Source organism: Deltaproteobacteria bacterium (assembly GCA_016874735.1).
In the GTDB taxonomy this organism is placed as follows: domain Bacteria; phylum Bdellovibrionota_B; class Oligoflexia; order Oligoflexales; family CAIYRB01; genus CAIYRB01.
Genome location: VGTI01000066.1, coordinates 1 through 17,173 on the forward strand (window position 1 = coordinate 1; position 17,173 = coordinate 17,173).

Annotated in this window: 20 protein-coding genes; 10 read left to right on the forward strand and 10 right to left on the reverse strand. The window is 48.0% G+C overall.

Going from position 1 to position 17,173, the window contains the following annotated elements:
- The first annotated feature begins 430 nt into the window (after nt 1-430).
- Complete coding sequence (locus tag FJ146_17020; protein MBM4253671.1) at nt 431-1,408, forward strand: integrase; 978 nt, start codon at nt 431-433, stop codon at nt 1,406-1,408.
- A 250-nt stretch (nt 1,409-1,658) separates the two neighbouring features.
- Here the strand turns inward: FJ146_17020 and FJ146_17025 are convergent, their stop codons facing one another.
- The 6 genes from FJ146_17025 to FJ146_17050 form a co-directional block, all read right to left on the reverse strand.
- Nucleotides 1,659-2,480 (reverse strand): hypothetical protein, encoded by an 822-nt coding sequence (locus tag FJ146_17025; GenBank protein ID MBM4253672.1) that lies wholly within the window; start codon nt 2,478-2,480, stop codon nt 1,659-1,661.
- A gap of 61 nt (nt 2,481-2,541) precedes the next feature.
- On the reverse strand, nt 2,542-3,231 hold the full coding sequence (locus FJ146_17030) for a hypothetical protein (GenBank protein ID MBM4253673.1): 690 nt from the start codon (nt 3,229-3,231) through the stop codon (nt 2,542-2,544).
- 45 nt (nt 3,232-3,276) lie between these two features.
- Complete coding sequence (locus FJ146_17035) at nt 3,277-3,594, reverse strand: helix-turn-helix domain-containing protein (protein ID MBM4253674.1); 318 nt, start codon at nt 3,592-3,594, stop codon at nt 3,277-3,279.
- A 2-nt stretch (nt 3,595-3,596) separates the two neighbouring features.
- Complete coding sequence (locus tag FJ146_17040; protein MBM4253675.1) at nt 3,597-3,968, reverse strand: addiction module toxin RelE; 372 nt, start codon at nt 3,966-3,968, stop codon at nt 3,597-3,599.
- Between the two features lie 111 nt (nt 3,969-4,079).
- The gene (locus tag FJ146_17045; protein MBM4253676.1) at nt 4,080-4,400 is read right to left on the reverse strand and encodes a helix-turn-helix domain-containing protein; all 321 of its coding nucleotides are present in this window, start codon (nt 4,398-4,400) and stop codon (nt 4,080-4,082) included.
- The gene (locus FJ146_17050; GenBank protein MBM4253677.1) at nt 4,397-4,657 is read right to left on the reverse strand and encodes an addiction module toxin RelE; all 261 of its coding nucleotides are present in this window, start codon (nt 4,655-4,657) and stop codon (nt 4,397-4,399) included. Before FJ146_17050 ends, FJ146_17045 begins: the two co-directional genes overlap by 4 nt.
- Before the next feature lie 260 nt (nt 4,658-4,917).
- Between FJ146_17050 and FJ146_17055 the strand changes: the two genes are divergently transcribed.
- From FJ146_17055 to FJ146_17080, 6 genes are all read left to right on the forward strand, one after another.
- Nucleotides 4,918-5,337 (forward strand): hypothetical protein, encoded by a 420-nt coding sequence (locus FJ146_17055; GenBank protein MBM4253678.1) that lies wholly within the window; start codon nt 4,918-4,920, stop codon nt 5,335-5,337.
- Nucleotides 5,338-5,818: 481 nt separating this feature from the next.
- The gene (locus FJ146_17060) at nt 5,819-6,280 is read left to right on the forward strand and encodes a hypothetical protein (GenBank protein MBM4253679.1); all 462 of its coding nucleotides are present in this window, start codon (nt 5,819-5,821) and stop codon (nt 6,278-6,280) included.
- 317 nt (nt 6,281-6,597) lie between these two features.
- Nucleotides 6,598-7,023 carry a helix-turn-helix transcriptional regulator gene (locus FJ146_17065; GenBank protein ID MBM4253680.1) on the forward strand — a complete coding sequence of 142 codons (426 nt, stop codon included), beginning with the start codon at nt 6,598-6,600 and terminating at the stop codon, nt 7,021-7,023.
- An 18-nt stretch (nt 7,024-7,041) separates the two neighbouring features.
- Nucleotides 7,042-7,650 carry a hypothetical protein gene (locus FJ146_17070; protein MBM4253681.1) on the forward strand — a complete coding sequence of 203 codons (609 nt, stop codon included), beginning with the start codon at nt 7,042-7,044 and terminating at the stop codon, nt 7,648-7,650.
- Nucleotides 7,651-7,730: 80 nt separating this feature from the next.
- The gene (locus FJ146_17075) at nt 7,731-8,906 is read left to right on the forward strand and encodes a collagen-like protein (GenBank protein ID MBM4253682.1); all 1,176 of its coding nucleotides are present in this window, start codon (nt 7,731-7,733) and stop codon (nt 8,904-8,906) included.
- Between the two features lie 109 nt (nt 8,907-9,015).
- Complete coding sequence (locus tag FJ146_17080) at nt 9,016-9,834, forward strand: hypothetical protein (protein MBM4253683.1); 819 nt, start codon at nt 9,016-9,018, stop codon at nt 9,832-9,834.
- 173 nt (nt 9,835-10,007) lie between these two features.
- On the opposite strand, the gene FJ146_17085 is transcribed toward FJ146_17080, so the two are convergent.
- From FJ146_17085 to FJ146_17095, 3 genes are read right to left on the reverse strand one after another with little or no spacing between them, the layout of a single operon-like run.
- Nucleotides 10,008-12,812, reverse strand: coding sequence for a CHAT domain-containing protein (locus FJ146_17085; GenBank protein ID MBM4253684.1), 2,805 nt, complete (start codon nt 12,810-12,812; stop codon nt 10,008-10,010).
- A complete protein-coding gene (locus tag FJ146_17090; protein ID MBM4253685.1) occupies nt 12,809-13,444 on the reverse strand; it encodes a hypothetical protein in 636 nt (211 codons plus the stop codon). The genes FJ146_17085 and FJ146_17090 overlap by 4 nt, the downstream gene beginning before the upstream one ends.
- Before the next feature lie 8 nt (nt 13,445-13,452).
- Nucleotides 13,453-14,328: a hypothetical protein gene (locus FJ146_17095; protein ID MBM4253686.1), complete on the reverse strand. Its 876-nt coding sequence runs from the start codon at nt 14,326-14,328 to the stop codon at nt 13,453-13,455.
- Nucleotides 14,329-14,541: 213 nt separating this feature from the next.
- Between FJ146_17095 and FJ146_17100 the strand changes: the two genes are divergently transcribed.
- The 3 genes from FJ146_17100 to FJ146_17110 all read left to right on the forward strand — a co-directional run bounded on the left by FJ146_17100 (nt 14,542) and on the right by FJ146_17110 (nt 16,175).
- Nucleotides 14,542-14,988 (forward strand): hypothetical protein, encoded by a 447-nt coding sequence (locus tag FJ146_17100; protein ID MBM4253687.1) that lies wholly within the window; start codon nt 14,542-14,544, stop codon nt 14,986-14,988.
- A gap of 362 nt (nt 14,989-15,350) precedes the next feature.
- Nucleotides 15,351-15,692, forward strand: coding sequence for a hypothetical protein (locus FJ146_17105; GenBank protein ID MBM4253688.1), 342 nt, complete (start codon nt 15,351-15,353; stop codon nt 15,690-15,692).
- Between the two features lie 66 nt (nt 15,693-15,758).
- Nucleotides 15,759-16,175 carry a hypothetical protein gene (locus FJ146_17110; protein ID MBM4253689.1) on the forward strand — a complete coding sequence of 139 codons (417 nt, stop codon included), beginning with the start codon at nt 15,759-15,761 and terminating at the stop codon, nt 16,173-16,175.
- A gap of 189 nt (nt 16,176-16,364) precedes the next feature.
- Here the strand turns inward: FJ146_17110 and FJ146_17115 are convergent, their stop codons facing one another.
- Nucleotides 16,365-16,598: a hypothetical protein gene (locus FJ146_17115; protein MBM4253690.1), complete on the reverse strand. Its 234-nt coding sequence runs from the start codon at nt 16,596-16,598 to the stop codon at nt 16,365-16,367.
- Nucleotides 16,599-17,173 lie beyond the last annotated feature (575 nt).

The window sequence follows — 17,173 nt, forward strand, 5'->3', positions numbered from 1 at the left end:
GATCGGAAAACACCGCCGAGATGCCCGGAATCAGCCGCCGAGATGCCCGGAATCAGCCGCCGAGATGCTCTGGAAATCTATGCCGAGATGCGCCGGAAACCCCGGCCGAAATCATCCGGAATACGCAGTCATCGTCGCCTAATAGCTTGCGCCATGGCTCAGAGGAGCACGGATAGCCAGTGATGACGAGTCTTCTTGCCACTTGCTGGTCCTTACCAGGGAGAGCGCCCGCGCTCATATAAGGTTACCAATCTCTATCTTTGGATCGTACAGCCGCGTGCAAAATGAATCCGAGATTTTCAGAGTCCATGGCAGGGCCCGATTTGGGCTTAGTCATCCTTGGTTAGCGGGTTCCCTGATCTCAACCTAGGCGACTAGACCTCTCAATTGCTGTGTAATATTGTATCCTAAACATGAGTGAGCACAAACTATGACCGATATAGTTCTGAGCGTAACGCAAAACATAATGCTCCCGTCCTTAATTTTTCAAGCCGGGGACTCAGCTCAAAAGCGCTTCCTAGACTTCTTTCTCGTGACCATCCGCAATCCCAACACCCGTGCTGCCTATGGCTATGCTACTGGAGCCTTCTTCAAGTGGTGCGAATATAGGGGGGTATCCCTATCTCAGGTAACTCCTATGGTGGTGTCGGCATACGTGGAGCAGCACCCAGGATCCCCGCTAACTATAAAGCAGCACCTGGCTGCCATACGATGTCTTTTCGATCATTTGGCCACTGGTGGGATCGTTCCCTTTAATCCCGCGGCACCAGTCAAGGGACCCCGGTACAAATTGACCAAGGGGAAAACGCCAGTTCTGGATCAGGCCGAGGCTGCTGGAATTCTCGCCGCGTGCGACATATCGACCATCGTTGGAATGCGGGATAGGGCGCTGTTCAGTGTCATGCTTTACTCCTTTGCCCGTATATCTGCGGTTCTCGCCACCAAAATCGAAGATTATTACCGCAAGTCTGGCAGAGCGTGGCTGAGGTTGCACGAAAAAGGCGGACGTTTCCATGAAGTGCCTCTTCATCACGCTGCTGATAGAGCTTTGAGTGAATATCTTGAGGCGGCAAGTGTGAAAGAGAAGAAAGCGTGGATATTCCAATCAACTGATCCATCTACTGGACAGGTGACGGGAAGGGCGATGACCAGAGCTTCTGCGCTTGAGCGTGTTAAGACCGCGGCTAATGTTGCGGGACTAGGGGATAAGGTCTCCAATCACTCATTCCGAGCCACAGGTATAACCTTGTACAGGAAAGCCGGTGGGACGCTTGATAAGGCGCAGCAGATTGCTGGCCATGCGAATGCTGAGACCACGAGATTATATGATCGGTCGGGGGATGAGATTTCGGCGGCGGAAGTGGAGAGGATTCAGTTGGATACCTTAGTTGGCGGGTCTTCTGGCTGACTATGGCAATTCGTATGTCGGATAAGTTGCCACCACAGACTGCGTTGTCACAGTGGGAAATCGCGATTTTTGATCACCTCAGCAAAGATTCCATTCGAGAAAAAAAAGAACTTATCAGAGTTTACTTTGAAGGTCGCAAAACTTGGTGGCTATCTCTGTATAACTCGCGATCCACCACCGGGGAAATCGGGATGCGACTTGTGGGTAATTGAAAGTCACTTGGAAGATTTACGATCTTCTTACAAATATTTTATTGTTTTAAAAAGAGTGGAACCTTGGGGTTCATTTTTTGGAGATCGACATAATACGCGCTCTTAGCCAGCCTTTGGTGAAATTGTTCGGCAAAGCGCAGCATATTGGGGTTGTCTTGTGGCCAGGTATCGTTCAGCAATGACCAAGCGGTATCGGCGTGTCCAGTGTATATCAATCGGATGAGATGACTCCACAGGACAACAGGTGCGCCGGTGTCGCTGGTATCTCCGTCGCTTGCGCTGTAGCGCGCAAGTTTGAAGCTTGCTGCGATGGACTTCCGAATTTTACTTAGGCTTTTCGTTGACGGAAGTGGCTTGCGCATCAAGTCGGGAGAAAAGGCCCAGTGCTGGCCATTGTATTTAAGAATGACTTCGGGGGCTGGCGACTTGGCAAAAGAAATCTTCCAGTACGCAAATGTCCAATCATTTATTATAATTTCAGGTACAGGATCCGGGCTTAAATGAACAAATCTGACGCCATCAGAATGTCCCTGATCAACTTTTTGGATGAGATAGGGTCGATTCCCTAAGGCGTAAATATAAAGGGTGAAGCAGCAATGTGCTCCACCAGACCACCCTAAGACTGCTAGCTCTGCTCTATTCTCACCAGTGATGGATTTGCCGGCCACTGGCAAACCGCATGCCTCTGGTCCTGGATTGACGTAAAACCTCTGGCTTTGCTCACCGCCTTCTTCAAACAGCGTGAGGTTGCCGCGATTAATCGTAAAGTACCCTTGCGCAGTATCAGAATTGTGGCGTGCTTCATAGCGATAGGGACCTAATTTTAAGTCATCGACCGAATAGTTAAAATCTCCTTTCATACACCTGCCAAATGCTTGGTGTGTGAAGAGGATAGAAAAAAATATTAGACCAATAAGGCAACTATTTGGACGCATTATACAGGTCCAAAATCCTTCTGGCATATTCCTCGCCCTCTGAATTGTTTTGATTGTAATTTTTAAGGGTATTGAACAAAGTTTTTGCCGGTGTTGGCCTTATTAACGAATATTTATGCGCAAGCCACCGTGTCCCGGCGGCAATGTTTATAATAGGATCCAAGACCTCATCGAGCGAGATCGCAAGGCATTGATTTTTTACCTCCCGATATCCATTTTTGTCATTGATCCCGCTTAGCACTCTGACCGAGCCCTTAAGCAGTTGCATAAGTCCCCGGCCACCAGTTTGGCCGGTAACCCGAGAGGCATTAAAACTGGACTCCACGGCAATAAGTGCTTTAACGACAAGCGAATTCATACCAGCTGGATATTCGAGTCCCTGAGATTGCCAATAGGCAAGCCAAAACCCAATTACACGGTCAATTTCATGAAAATCGCTAAACCCTGTCACAGGATTAACCAGCGGGAATTTGCTCAAGTCTGCGTGCCAGAACAAGTAAAGTAGATTAGGCCCGTGGTACACCATCGCTTTTCGTGTAGGATTTTTTGCGTTATGAGCATCAACCCAAGTCTTTGTTCCAGACTTGCAAGTCCGATCGTATCCACGCACTTTGTGGTAACCGGGCGGGCACATTTCATCGGCGTCAGGACGGATAATTTTTACTGTCTTTGACATTTACCGAAGCCCTACTTACGTGATGAAAACGTCCGAAGACGTTCTTTAGTCATTCCGATAGAAGGTGTGGAGAAAATCCTCGCCCCTCAGATCAAGCCCTTGGAGAAAGCGTCTCGACGGTCCTTCGGGTTTGTTCTTCCCCTGCTCCCACTTGCGTACCGCGTCTACGCTTACATCCATAAGGGCGGCTAGCTCTATTTGCGATAGGGCAAAGCGAGTGCGGATGGCTTTGATTTGAGCAGCCGTCATTGTTCGTACAGGTACGAATTCAGCCCGTGTGACTCGGCCCTTTGTCTTATTACCAAGCACGAGCTCCGTGGCCTCTTCGATTCCATTCATGATTCCGTTGAATAGTTCACTCATGGTCACCTCTCCCGACCTATGTAAAGGGCTCGAATCGCCTCTTCTAATTTCGGTAGTGCATCTCGAATCGTTTGCTTCTCTGCGGCCGAAAGGTCGGTCTTATCGTTTTTCAGGTAAAGGTAGAGAAAAACAGTCCAGCCATATCTTGGGAAATCCTTGTAGATGACTCGTCCACCTCCGCGTTTGCCCTTACCCTTGGCACCGACCCTAATCTTCCGAAGTCCTCCGGTGCCCGCGATAAGGTCACCCGCGTCGGGATCAAGCAAAATTGTGGTCTGAAGTTCACGCAGATCACCATCTGTCAAACCGGCAGAAGCCCAATCTTTTTGGAATGTTACAGGTTCAGCAAAAGCACGCTTCAAGACAAGAGTCACTCCACATGGACCTCTATACTAGTATAAAATACTAGTACCAAATCATACATCGGAATGTCCAGTGAGAAACTTGAGAGAAAACTGCTATAGGACCGTATTTATTGATCTTATTTAGGCTCTCTTGATATATAGGGATACGACTTCCGCTGGCTTCTTCTCAAGAAGATCGATCATCCGCGCCGCTGGTCCAGTGGGCTGATTGGTGCCGGCCTCCCATGCCTGTACGGCCTTGTCGGTGACGCCGAGTATCCCAGCTAAAACCGCTTGGCTGAGTTTCAAGCGCGCTCTGAGACGTTTAATCGACTTTGCAGAGTAAATGACAACAGGCTCAATTTCTACCGTCTTCACGGTGAGACCTTTGACTTTTTTGCCCCTGAGGAAATCGTCCATCCCCTCGATGGACTCCTTTAGGTCTCTGAACAACTTGCTCATTTTCGCCTCCTTCGCTTTGACTCATATTCAGCGGTGACCTTCTCGATTAGTTGTTTGAGTAGGTGCCGCTCAGTCCTTGTCAGATTTTCACGCTGACTTTTCTTAATGACTACCAACAGGAACAAGTGCTCTATCGCAATGTAGTCGTAGTAAAACACTCGAATGCTGCCAGACTTTCCCTTTCCAGGAAGGGGATGCCTAACCTTGCGAATTCCGCCAGTCTCTTGGATAAGTATGCCTGCATTGGGGTTTTGCATCAAAGATTGCTCAAGAGATCGACGCAGTTGATCTGAAGTGGTCTAGCTTGAGGTCCAAACGACAGTCATGTTCTCTGGGCTGGGTCTTAGCAGAAGCAGTTTGATTAAAAAATAGGCGTGACGGTGGAATGCTTGTGAGACAGGTCTTTGCAGGTGGCTTTGGGTGGATTATCACCAGATTTCTGGGGATATAACTGCTATTTTTGGAATAGCCATTCCTGATATTCGTTTGATCTGAACTGCAATAAGGCATTCACCAGGTGATACTTCGCCCCGATAAAAACTTCAAACCATGTGCTTCAGATGTTGATGACGAGCTGTTCCCAAATGGAATCTTCGTCTTCAACATAACCAAGATGCTGGACTATATTGGGACGCATCCAGAAGATTTCCCTATCGAGGAGGTGCCAGTGGCCTCTCTTGGTTTTACCTCTCAGCGACTGGACGAGGCTACAGTCAGTAAAGCAGATCTTACTAAACCGTTGTTGCTTGCCGAGATTGCTCCAGGACAATTTAACGTTATCGATGGCAATCATCGGCTTGAAAAAGCGCGACGTGAAGGAGCCACGTTACTCCCTGTCTGGCGAGTAGGTCCGAGGGTCCATACTCGATTCCTCATATCTTCCGAGTCATATCGGGAGTACGTCAGCTACTGGAACAGTAAAGTCCGAGGTCACTGAGCGTTTGTGTAGTGTGATTCTGGCTCACTGACGCCGGTAGCATGGGCCGTCTGTTGCATGGCTCTCGGGTGTTGCCAGGAACGTCCGGCGGCTCAAACGTGGCCAAGGCGGTCATCGTACCCTGCCTCCACTCCGCGTTATAGTCATGCGGTCGCTAAAAGCTGTGCAGCCCATTGGCATGCGATCCGATTCGTAACGCAAGTCACGCGATGCCGGTTTGGGGCCCGATTAGGATGCCGGCATGCAGCTGCTTCCGGTATCTCCTTTTGCTCGTCGGACGTGCCGCACCCAGCTGGCGTCAGACTTTAACCGCCTCCGCACAATGGCCGCGCCTCCGTTCGCAGGCTCACTGCAGCACGGCCATTGTTTTTTAGCTCCGGCTGAGTCTGCCTGGCTTGGCGCTTTTCGGGCCACACCCCTTTCCTGGCTTTGCGAGAAAGGGGCTGCGGCCCGAAACACTGACGAGCATTGGAGATTACCCATGGAAGCACTGCACACCGACATCATCGCTAACCTCACCAAAATTGCCATCGCACGCTCAACGCGCTTCTGCTACGGATGCTACGCCGATGCCAACGGACGCTGCGCCCAATGTGGCTCCGACGACCTCATGTTTAAACTGGACGGCGTTGGAGTGGAGTACGGAACCGACTGGCTCCTGCAGGACCTACTCGCCACTAGCCTGTCGCCAGCCGACACTCTCGAAGCCTTCGAGCAATCAGTCGCGGATTGCTACCCCGAGACCGTGCAAATCGGCTGGATCACCTGCGACACTGTCACCGCCCTAAAGGACCTTGATCCGGTATCCTGGGATCAAGCTCACTCCGAATGGATCGACAATGAACTCTCGGATGGCAACCTCATCACATTCGACCACGGCTCGACCTACTACTGGCTCTCCGACGTCGAGCGTCTCGTCGACAGCGCCGAGCTTCCGGCCTAGGCCGGCCTCAATATAGTCCTGGCCTTATCGCCAGGACTTAATTCGAGCGCCCCCCTCAACACTGCTCCAAATTTGAACGCTTAGCAAACCCGCATATTAAACACTGCAGATAATCAAAAAATATTTAACCTCCGCAATCCAGATTTTCATCGAGCGATGGTTCATTCTTCAGCGCCTGCACTAAAGCGCAGGCGCACAAGGGGGTTGCCCCTGACATTCAATCTTTTTGGTACCGAAGGTGCCTCTTATTCTCCTAACGACCTACTCTGTCGTTGCTGATGCCGAATAGCTGTTCATACGGGAGATAGGACTCTCGAATGGCAGCGAAGCGATTCCAAAGAGAAGAATTATGCTTCCGATTGGAAATTCGCCTAAATATCAACATAAAGAGCACCGATCCCATGCTCAGGAGAAGGTCCATGAAGCTTAGGTATGCATTAAATAGGTATCTCAGGCACTCCGGGATGAGTGTATCTACCCTTGCCCAGCGGTCAGGGCTACCCAAAGGTACTTTGCAGGGATGGTGCCTTGGCAAAACTCCGCGCAATATGGAACAGGTCCGAAAGTTGTCGAAGTTTATAGGCGTATCTTTGGATTCACTTCTTTTCGACGAGGCAGACTACGAAACTATAAAGATCGCTAGCGATCAACTTGAAGGCTTCACTGTGGATTCCGACGGATGGCATAGAGGAACCTTGGAGGTGCGTTTTAGGCACGTACCAGGTCAGGCCAGAAAAAATTAGTCTTGTCGGAGGTTTCATATGTTGCGTGCAGTCATCATTTGCACATGGTTGTTCGTAGGCTGCGGTGCTGAAAACAGTCCTTTGAGTGGTATCGATAATACATCAAGTGGAAGCGGTACGCCCCCAACTGTGACAGCACCAACGGGCGGAACTGGTAATACCGGAACCAGGGCAGCGTTACCGCCGGTGCTTCCTGAGGGGACTTATCAGCTAACATCAGTGTATTTGGCTTCAGAATATGCCATGGGCTACTACACCCTTGGGCGCGGGGGTATCACCATGAATGTAAAGTGGGATGCCACAAGGGAGGTTCACCGATTAGAAACAAGCGGCACACAAGAAATGTATTTTGACGGTGTTTATGTTGGGATTAGGGGGTGTGCTATTGGCCCTGTCGTCGTCGAGATCTGTATCGACCGAATTACTTATCTAGGTGATCCATCCTGCGCTCGAACTTTATCCGATCCATGCGGGCAGGTTAGTGCCATCAGCAAATCGGTAAGTCGCGGTCAGTTTGAGTTTATTGATGAGACCATAAAGCCCGGATTTAATTTCATTGAAGACAAGGTCCGAGGGCTGGTCAATGGGGAGCCTATGATAACAACCTCAAAATACGTTCTGAAATAGATTGTCCTAAAGTATTTTTCGGAACTGTAGAGCAGCACCACCAAGAATAGCGGGCCCATGTGCCTCACGAGGTTTAGCCCATGAAAACATCATTTTTGACACTGTTACTGAGCGTACTGAGCTGTACCCAGTCCCCCCCACCTTCTAACACCTCTGAGGATGGGAATGGCTCGACCAGCGAGAGCTCTTTTAACACTGATACAGTCCCCTCGAAAAAGTCAGCGCATAAACCAGCCGAACCGCAAACTGCCGAGGTCAAGATATGGCTCACAGCAGAACTGCCTAAATGCGACAGTGACCGTGACGGTCTAATTTATTATGTGATGTTGGACTCCGTCTTCAAATACTGCAGTCAAGGCGGGTGGCGTCTGGTGGACCTGCGCGGACCAAAAGGCGAGTCCGGTGCCACTGGACCCACGGGTATCGCTGGTTCCCCAGGTCATCCGGGATCACCAGGATCTCAGGGAGCGCAAGGTGTGGCTGGGACCCAGGGCAGTCAAGGGCCGACCGGTCCAGCCGGTGAGGCCGGGTTTAACTCGCTAGTGAGGGTCGTCCACGAAAGCCCTGGCCCCAATTGCAGTAGAGGCGGTCTTGCCATTAAAGCCGGTCTCGACAATGGTTCTGGAGGCGTAGCCAGAGATGGAGAGCTACAGGATGCTGAGGTAAACAGCACGAACTACGTTTGCAATCCCGATACAGGAACCTTGCAGGTATACGATTCCACGGCAGTGGCAAAATATCAATTGATAGACGTCTTACACTTTTCGGATGTTAACACAGACTCCATCGCCTATGGGGGAAGAATGGAGAGCCTGGGACTACTTGTTAAAAGTCTTGGCAATAATAGTTATACACTGTACCAGCTCGCCGGTGCTCACTACTGGAATAGCAAATCGTATCCATTGACAAATCCTGCAGGTCTTTCGCGCGTCAACGTCTCGTCAGAGGTTTATTATACCTCTACTGACTGTACAGGCCAGGGTTACCTTCGGTACTGGCAGCTCGCGAGTTTTCCTCAGTGGACTACAACGCTTATGCTAAAGTTTACCAATTTCAGCCTTGCCTATTTTGATTCCTACGAAGTAACGGCTTCTACTCCATTCAGAGAACAATCTGCCGGAACCAATTTTGCCTCTAAGGGTGTACCGAGCTCATGCGTTCGCGAATCTAGCAGCGAATCGGTCGGAATACCAGTTGTCGTTCGAAGTTCAACCTTCGCATCAAGCATTGGAGCAGGGTGGTATATTTCGCCATGAAAGATGGATAATTAATCAATACGTACAAAGTAAGACGCTGCCACATACGGTTTAGAGATCATTGAAAAGGGCGGTATTGCTAACGCCTATCAAATGGAAGGAACACTGTATGGTTCAGCTTACTAAATTCTTCATAATCTTGGGTTTTGTATCTATAACAGCTTGTGGCAGTAAAGTAGCTCAGAACGAGTCTGGACAATCTGAAGTGGCGACCGCTTCAGACAGTTCGAGTTGGTCTCTAACCGTGTCCGGAGCTGCTGACCTACCTACGTGTACCCTCGATAATGAGGGCAGAATGGCCTATGTGAGGTCCACAAGCCAATTCATGGCTTGCAATGCTGGTTCTTGGAACAGCTTAAGCATTGGACCTCAAAATTCACTGGTGAAAACGGCAGATGAGCAGCCAGGTTCGAACTGCACGAGTGGCGGTATCAGTATCAAAACAGGTACTGACAAAAACAATAATGGCTCTCTTGATGATGGGGAAGAAGACGCGACAAAGTTCGCTTGCAATGGAACGTCTGCTAAAGGTTTGATGAACAACGCAACTATTTGGCGTTACGAAAATCATGAACCAGGACCGGATCAGATGATTGGAGCCATTTCTTCGGTTTGGGAGTGTTACCTAACAAATATTCAGATCGTCAAGTTCGGCGACGGTGGTGGCTTCATCAGTATGGCAGGACTTTACATTGCGGAAGTCATAGGAGATTCTGGTGATTGGTACGACGAGCACTGGTCTTTTACTTCCTTCCTAACCGCCAAGGAGGGCAGTCATCTGGTCAAGTTCAAGAGCCAGATTATTGACGATAGGATCATAGCAGCCGGAATTGAACTCACCGACCCACCTTACTTCACGGCGACCGTTTTTGATGGCACGTCGTCAATCAGCGGCGTTAAGAGATTCTACTTGACGAAGATGAAGTAACCGTCGTTTCGTTGATTGGTCGACTTTTGTTTTTTTGCGTAAGGGTGGGGGATGTAATGTCTTTGTAATAAAGCTACTTTTCGTGACTTCAAAAAATCGCAATAAGCAGATGGGATATCTTACTACTCATACGAAAGATCAAAGGAGTAACATAATAAAACTTCTGTTGAGGTTTACCTTGGCTTTGCGAGTCTCTCGATATCCTTTACGCATTCACAACCCTTCTTTTCTCCAGCAGCACATGCTTTAGTACAGAACTCCAGTGCCAGGTCGTTCCTACCCTGAGCTAATTCCTGCACACCATAGATTGTGCAGGCATCGTTTCGACCGAAGTGGCAGGCTTTGAGGAAAGATTTTGTGGCACGATCCTTATCGTTCATGTCCAGCGCTAGATTTCCTAAATCTACACAACCGTCCTGGCGAGTATCGTTACAAAATTGCTCTAAAATTGCAGATGCTTCTCCATGCCTCTTTTCTTTTGCTAGTCCGGAGGCCTCTTGAAGGAGCTTTAAATCACAGCCATTTTTATCCCCGGCATTGCAAGCCTGCGAAAACCACGTGATAGCTTCGGTATCTTTACCAAGGTCACTGTAAAGAATCCCTAGGTTCAGGCACCCTCTAACCAGCCCGGCTGTGCATGCCTTTTTGTACGACTCGATCGCGGTTTCCTTATTTGGATTTGTACGTGAGTTATACCCAAGATCGTTGCATGATTCTGGGTGGCCCAGGTCGCATCCACGCGCGAGGTAATGGAGAGAAAGCTTACTATCTAGGGATTGGCCAATAAGGTTTGAAGCACGGCGACATGACCCGGCCAGACCCCTCTCGCAGGCTTTTGTTGTGATGTCAATTGCCCTCGACTTATCGCCCCGTTTTTCAAATATCAGGGCCAGATTGTCACATCCCAGCGACTCGTCATGTTTGCAGGCATGATCGTAATATCGTTCTGCATCATTTTCATTTCCCCGCTTCATGGCTAATACGCCAGCGTCATTGCACGCAAAGTACCCACCATTGTTGCATACATATTCGTATATCAAAGAGGCCTGTAGAAGATTGTTTTCCTTCTGGAGCCGGTATCCATACTCACGGCAATCAGTTAATTGCAGACCTGTGCATGGATTTCCTTTATCCTGGCTTGTTTCGGTCGCTAGTTTGGCGCACGCAGATCTTCGCCCCGCTTTGCAGGCTACCTCCAAGTAGGACTTGGCCTTTTCTGGTCTGTGATCCAAGATATTGGCGCCAGCTAGTTCACAGGATAGGCTTCGAAAGCCAGTGTCAGCGGAACAGTCACGATCAAATGCGCCTATTGCTTCGTCAATCATACCCAGGCTGATAAGGGCACTGCCATAATCCGTACAGGCACCCTCGACCAAACGACCTTCACAATATCTCTGAAGGACCGATAACTTTGATTTGTCTCCATCCTGTCTTACTGCTCTGAGGGCTTCTTGAGCACAGCTTAATTTGTAGTCAAGTTCACATGCTTTACGGTGCCTATCGCGAGATTCTTGGAGACTGCCAGCCGCCTCCAATAGCGTTGCATCTACAGAACACGCAAGGCCGTGGCCAGCTTCACATAGTTTTACAGAAAGGGATTTTGCTTCATCGGTGAGATTTTGTTCCATCAGCGCCAAAAGGTATCCTAGACAGTGGGACTCATTGGCTGAACACCCTATGGCTCCCTTTTCTTTTGCCCTCTCTAGACTGCCTTGTTTCAAATATTGTTGGGCTAGACTGGTGCATGAACTTCTATCGCCGGATTCGCAGTTCTCTTCAAAAATGGGTAAAGCTGCGGCAGTTTGTCCTCGGTGAGTCAAGGATTCACCGAGCTTATAACAGGAACTAAGCGATCCATTTTGACAGGCGGAATGGTGTAACTTTTCTTCCGCTCTTAGTTCGATTTCTTGCCGAGGCGGGAAAGCCGAAAAAAGATAGATAGAGGCGACTGTGACTATTGTCACTAACAAAGCAGATACTGGGATTGACCATTTTAGCGATTTCTTTTTTAGCGATTTACCGTCATAAAGTGGGTTACCGTAAATGGTATATCTCGCCCATTCAATGCCACCTTCAGGGTACCGGATAGCCGATGCAAAACTTTCGCCTAAGCATGCCCCATCCAGGAACTTTGAATAGAATCGATCAGAAATTGTGGCCGCAGTTTTAGAATTTAGTAGGGAATTTGTACAGATTAGGGCTAGGGTTCCGTTGGCTAGAAACGCTTGTATGAGACCAGATCTATCGCGACCGTCATCATGTGTATGACCACTTTCACAGGAGTTGAGAAACACCATGCGCGGAGCTAATCCAAGCTCGATAATGTCGGATGCGCTAAGTTGGGAATCGGAAAAATGGAGCCCACCCACTGAAGAGTGACCGGCAAAGTGCATGAATTCGCATGCCTTGATGGACTCACAGGCTTCGGCTTTGGTAACACGCGCGCTTAGTAGATTTACCGACCTTCGGCTACCTAATACGCTCATCAGAGCAGCACCCTCTGTTCTAGCAGAAGGCAGGCTACCATCCGGGTCAGAGATAATCACAAATTTACTGTCAATAGGTCTTAAGAATGGGTCACGTTGATCTGGCATACGCACATGCCTTCCGACAATGAATCGGCTCCCTATCCATTGTTCATTGTCGATTCGCACACATTCCCAAGGGAAGTGAATCAATTCCTCCTCAAGATCAAGGTACAGCATTGCAGCAGTTGACCTAAGTAATTGGTCAGCTAGACCTTCTGGTATTACCGCTTTGGCAAGGTTTTCTCCTGCACTTAACAGGTCAATAATAGATGCATGGTTAAGTGCCCGGGCTACCGTCTCACGCGAGTATTTCGCTATTTCAGCAAAAGGGCGGTCCAGGGATTTAATGAAATTAGGTTGATTGATGCGTTCAGACGGATCCATACTTAAGAGCACATAACTAAGGTGCCCCTCTCGATCCAGTGATATGCGCATCGTCAGGAGCTTCATCTAAGTTCCATTTCAATTCTGTACACTTGATGGCCTGATGCTGAAATAGCAAAACTGTAAATCCCCTTGGACCAAGAACCCAAGGGGCTTCGCTCTCCCACGCGTAGGGCAACGGATCTGAGCAGGTCACCATCCTTTTCAAGCTGTACGACTACCCCATCTCTGGGACGACATTTTTTAATAGAGACAAACAGTGAGTACTGATCATTGATGTCAGCAATGATCTCAATTTCGGCGTCTGCTAACTTGCCCCCGGCGGCGAGCACTAATGCTTTTGGCCCTTGGGATCTGTATACGGGAACAACCTCTAGGGAGTTAAAGACCTCTGAAATGCTACCACCAATTGACTGAAGCACTACTTTGGCATGGTCCAGTGGTTTTTGAAGTTTTTCGATTAGAGTATCAGCAAGGTTAGTCGTCGCGTCAGGGGTCTGTATCATAGCCATACCTATACGAATGACTTCTGCATTGCAGAAGTTACAGACCTTGAGATGCTTCTCGAATTGTGCATTATCATCATCATTATCCCAGTAGGACCAATACGTGGCCTCGGAAGGACACTCTGCCCCCCGTTTTGTGGGAGTGGTGAGCAACTGATCCGATAGCTCTTTTAGCATTAGATACTTGTCCATACTTTCACCTACGCTATCTGGCTCAATTTGGTTTTTAATTTCGCATTATGATCGATGTATTCACGCAATTTGTTCTCAATCCGTCTCCTGATTCGGTCTACTTTGTTGATGTCCCAATTGAAAATCTCAGCAACTTCTTTTCGTGTTGGGTAGGGCTCTATGCCCTTTGACTGATATTCGGCAATTCGTTTGTCAAGATGGGACTTTCGTTTTTGCGCACGATCGGAGTCGCCCCTTCGCTCAAGAATTAGACAGCGCATCCAGAGTAGGCCCATTTCGTCATAGATGTCACGATTTGAGGACCATCTTTCGTGAAGTCGGACACGTAAATCCTCTATTTTCCTGTTAATAGTTGCTGTCGAGCTATTGGCTAGATCAGAGATGGACTGTAGCGCGGTTTCATCAATTATCACGGTGCGCGCAGACATAACAAGTAACACTAGGTGTTCCTCAGTGGTCCACCGTATGTCTGCAAAAAGGTGCGTGGGTCCCGCATTACTCTGTTCATCATCAGGGACATTTGTAGATTCGACAGCGCATTCGGATCTGGCAAGTTGAAGAACTTCGCTTGATCGGAGTCCGTACATATTTCGCGCGGAAACGCGCTTTCTGTGCCAATCAATTACCGCGTTAGTCGTGACCCGGAGCACAAAGCCATCTAGGGATTGATTTTTTTTGAAGTTACTAAGGGTCTTATCGAACATCAAATGATCCATCACATAATCGAAGGCATCTTGGCTATCGGATGTGCTGGCCCGATACGAGTATCGATAGAATACTTGCGCAATCCTACGTTTTATTAACGGCTCGAATCGTCTGACAAAGGTAGTCCAAGCCCGATTGTCTCGGTCGATAAGTTGGCGGACTAACTTGATATCCTCCACGTGGTACCTCCATCTAGGTGATCGGTACGTCCCTGACAAATGTTGATATCGAAGGTGCACGGGATTCTATGTCATGAATCCGAAGTAGAAGAACGATGCATGTAACATGCTAATACGAAAAGAAAAAAAGATGATGATGGTTTTAGGCCCCAAAATACGTTTACAGCAATTGAGAGTGACAAAAGTACGCTCAAACAAACGGGGAGCAATGCGATGGCTAGGAATAAACAAATCTCAAGAATCTATAACATACTCATCATTCTTGAATATGCTCCTCATGGACTTACCGTAAAAGCACTATGCAATCGTTTAAACAGTCGAGGCCATGAGGTCGGGGTTAGGACAGTATATCGTGACCTTTTAGCCCTCCAAGCTGCCGGTTTTCCTCTTTCGGAGCATGGTACCGACGCAGATAATGCGACAAGGTGGTCTTTGGCCAGGAAATCAAAGATTACGCAGGTTGGTGCGATCACGCAGGGTGAAATGATTGTGCTTAATGATATTTTACTGGCACTTATCAACCATCGAGATGATCGTCGGAAGGAAGAGATCAAGTCATTGGCGGCAAAAATGGTGAGTCAAATGAATATGGCTAAAGGAACGTTATCGGGCGGATTAGATGAAGGTAGAATCTGCTCGGGTAACATAAAAGCTCTTTAGGCAACACCGACATTGCAACTGGAAGTCACGTTCGGTGTGAATGTTGGTACGTAAAAGCAGGAAAGCGCCTTGTCAAATATGGCTTAAAGCTAAGGAAATGAGAACACAAAGAGGACACAATATTTTCCGAGAGTTGGCGCTGAAAGTGAAGGAAAATCTATCTGGAAGTATCAGTTAAATCTAAAGTAAATGCTGATTGTGGCCGACATTGTTCGGTGTGCAGAGGTGACGGTGTTTGAATGTGAAAATGGTGTCAACTATACGACGTAACGGAGCGTCGATACGATTTGTTAACAGGACCACAGGCTGTATAGGCACGACGTACGATAAGTTTATAAAAACGATGTAGGTAAGGAGTCAAAGTGCTTTTTTTAATGATTGCTTTCGGATTTATCGGAGCCTATGGCGTTGAAGCAAGCCGGTATAGCCCAGCTTCGTCAAGCGAAATAATCATCACGATTAATCCGCTTCAAAAGATAGTTGCACTGTTATTATTGGTTACAGGCATCTATCGCGCTATCCAGTACGCCGGAGAAGAGGGGATGCTGGCTACAATAATCGCAGCTTTGGTTGGTAACGTTTTAATTGCGCCCATAGTATTTGTGACTCAGAGGCGATTACCGGGTTTACGTGATTCAGACGTATTGAGAATGTGTTTTCTCGGCGGTAGTTCCTTATTTATGCTTATCAATTTCGCCATTTAAATTCGTATTATACGAAGCGGAGGCCTAGTTAATCGTGACAGAGTATCCAGGGAATAATTCGTAAAGGTGAAAGGACAGAGTATGTTTGGGTTATTGAAGAAAGCATTGCCTGGCGCGAAGGAACGATTTCTTTCTGCTGATGAGGCTAAAGCCGCTGAAGCGTGGATAGAACAAGCAAAAAGTGGCAATTTTGATGTTGTTCGCGATGTGTCAGGAATGACAGAGCGACAAGTAACTATGTTATTTTTAGTGACCCAATACTCGATAGAGGAAAGAGGGCGGCCATTGATGCAGATGGAGAGATTTGGAATCATCGGATTTATGAGTAGTCAGATTTCCGAGTTTCTGCAAATGTTTGATCCTGAGGATTTTCAGGAAATCCGAGAATCAATGATTAAGATTTACTTACCGCTTGCAAATGATGATCAGACAATGGACATTCGTGGATTATTTTTCGACATAAAATTCAAATATGACTATTGAAAATGATTAATGGAAAAAATCTCTTCCACTATAGAACGAGGCATTTTTTCATCTGTTTTTTGCATTTCTGTCAGGTGATGTCGTCATTCGCTTTGTTCGCGCTTAGGTATTTGACTACGAGCTTGGCTGGTATCTACTTTTTGCTATGCCCAACTTGACGGCTAGAACGGAGAACGTTCCACGGTTCAGTCACTTTTCGGCCTCTATTTGGCGCTCAAACTCGAGGAGTAGCGCGAGAGCGATATCAAGTGCTTTGAACGATGATTGTTCGTCGTGCCGATTACTCAACTTAAGTCTGCGTACTAGCTCCATCTTCATTTCGTTTGAAGTCCAGTCCGGCGGCACACTTGATAGTCCAACCTTTGTCAGTAATTTCATAAGATGGGTAAGATCAGGGCTTTCTTCACCGTTTCGGGATAACAAAAGCTCCTCCTCCTGTTTAAAAAACCATATCTTGGTCCTACTAGGACACCAAGGATGACTAGGAGACGTGGTTTTCTGGAATTTTTCTCCGGTTCATAACCTATGTCAATCTGGCGTTACTCAGATATATCAGTCCATGTGTCAATTTGCCAAATCTATCCGGTGACACATCAAATGCCATTGCTACAGTCGGCTGCTACCGGCTATAACAGCCGGCAGAAATTTATCAGTTAATAGCCGGATAATCCGAATGAGCCCTCAGAAAGCCAAGGGCCACCAGCATGGTAAAGGCTCATGCCTGTCAGAAGAATCCTAACGATCCAAAATACCAACCTTGCCAAGTTAGCCAAAGTCGATAGAGATGGGCAGAGCAAGAGCGAATCTGAAAGCTTGGTCCGGACGAAGGTTTGCAAACCATTGGTATACAAGTGCATAGTGAGATCACTACTTGATTCTATCTAACTTTTAAGACACCTACCGCCCTTGTGATTTGGTAAGCGGCCTCAACCCAGGAGGCCCCTTATGTCCAACGACCCCGTATCGCCATCCCTAGAGCAACGACTTGATGTCGTGCA

What these genes read in the sequence shown, in the direction of transcription:
- FJ146_17020 (MBM4253671.1), top strand. Translation starts at nt 431, where the DNA reads ATGACCGATATAGTTCTGAGCGTAACGCAAAACATAATGCTCCCGTCC.
- FJ146_17025 (MBM4253672.1), bottom strand. Translation starts at nt 2,480, where the DNA reads ATGAAAGGAGATTTTAACTATTCGGTCGATGACTTAAAATTAGGTCCC.
- FJ146_17030 (MBM4253673.1), bottom strand. Translation starts at nt 3,231, where the DNA reads ATGTCAAAGACAGTAAAAATTATCCGTCCTGACGCCGATGAAATGTGC.
- FJ146_17035 (MBM4253674.1), bottom strand. Translation starts at nt 3,594, where the DNA reads ATGAGTGAACTATTCAACGGAATCATGAATGGAATCGAAGAGGCCACG.
- FJ146_17045 (MBM4253676.1), bottom strand. Translation starts at nt 4,400, where the DNA reads ATGAGCAAGTTGTTCAGAGACCTAAAGGAGTCCATCGAGGGGATGGAC.
- FJ146_17050 (MBM4253677.1), bottom strand. Translation starts at nt 4,657, where the DNA reads ATGCAAAACCCCAATGCAGGCATACTTATCCAAGAGACTGGCGGAATT.
- FJ146_17060 (MBM4253679.1), top strand. Translation starts at nt 5,819, where the DNA reads ATGGAAGCACTGCACACCGACATCATCGCTAACCTCACCAAAATTGCC.
- FJ146_17065 (MBM4253680.1), top strand. Translation starts at nt 6,598, where the DNA reads ATGGCAGCGAAGCGATTCCAAAGAGAAGAATTATGCTTCCGATTGGAA.
- FJ146_17070 (MBM4253681.1), top strand. Translation starts at nt 7,042, where the DNA reads ATGTTGCGTGCAGTCATCATTTGCACATGGTTGTTCGTAGGCTGCGGT.
- FJ146_17075 (MBM4253682.1), top strand. Translation starts at nt 7,731, where the DNA reads ATGAAAACATCATTTTTGACACTGTTACTGAGCGTACTGAGCTGTACC.
- FJ146_17080 (MBM4253683.1), top strand. Translation starts at nt 9,016, where the DNA reads ATGGTTCAGCTTACTAAATTCTTCATAATCTTGGGTTTTGTATCTATA.
- FJ146_17085 (MBM4253684.1), bottom strand. Translation starts at nt 12,812, where the DNA reads ATGAAGCTCCTGACGATGCGCATATCACTGGATCGAGAGGGGCACCTT.
- FJ146_17090 (MBM4253685.1), bottom strand. Translation starts at nt 13,444, where the DNA reads ATGGACAAGTATCTAATGCTAAAAGAGCTATCGGATCAGTTGCTCACC.
- FJ146_17100 (MBM4253687.1), top strand. Translation starts at nt 14,542, where the DNA reads ATGGCTAGGAATAAACAAATCTCAAGAATCTATAACATACTCATCATT.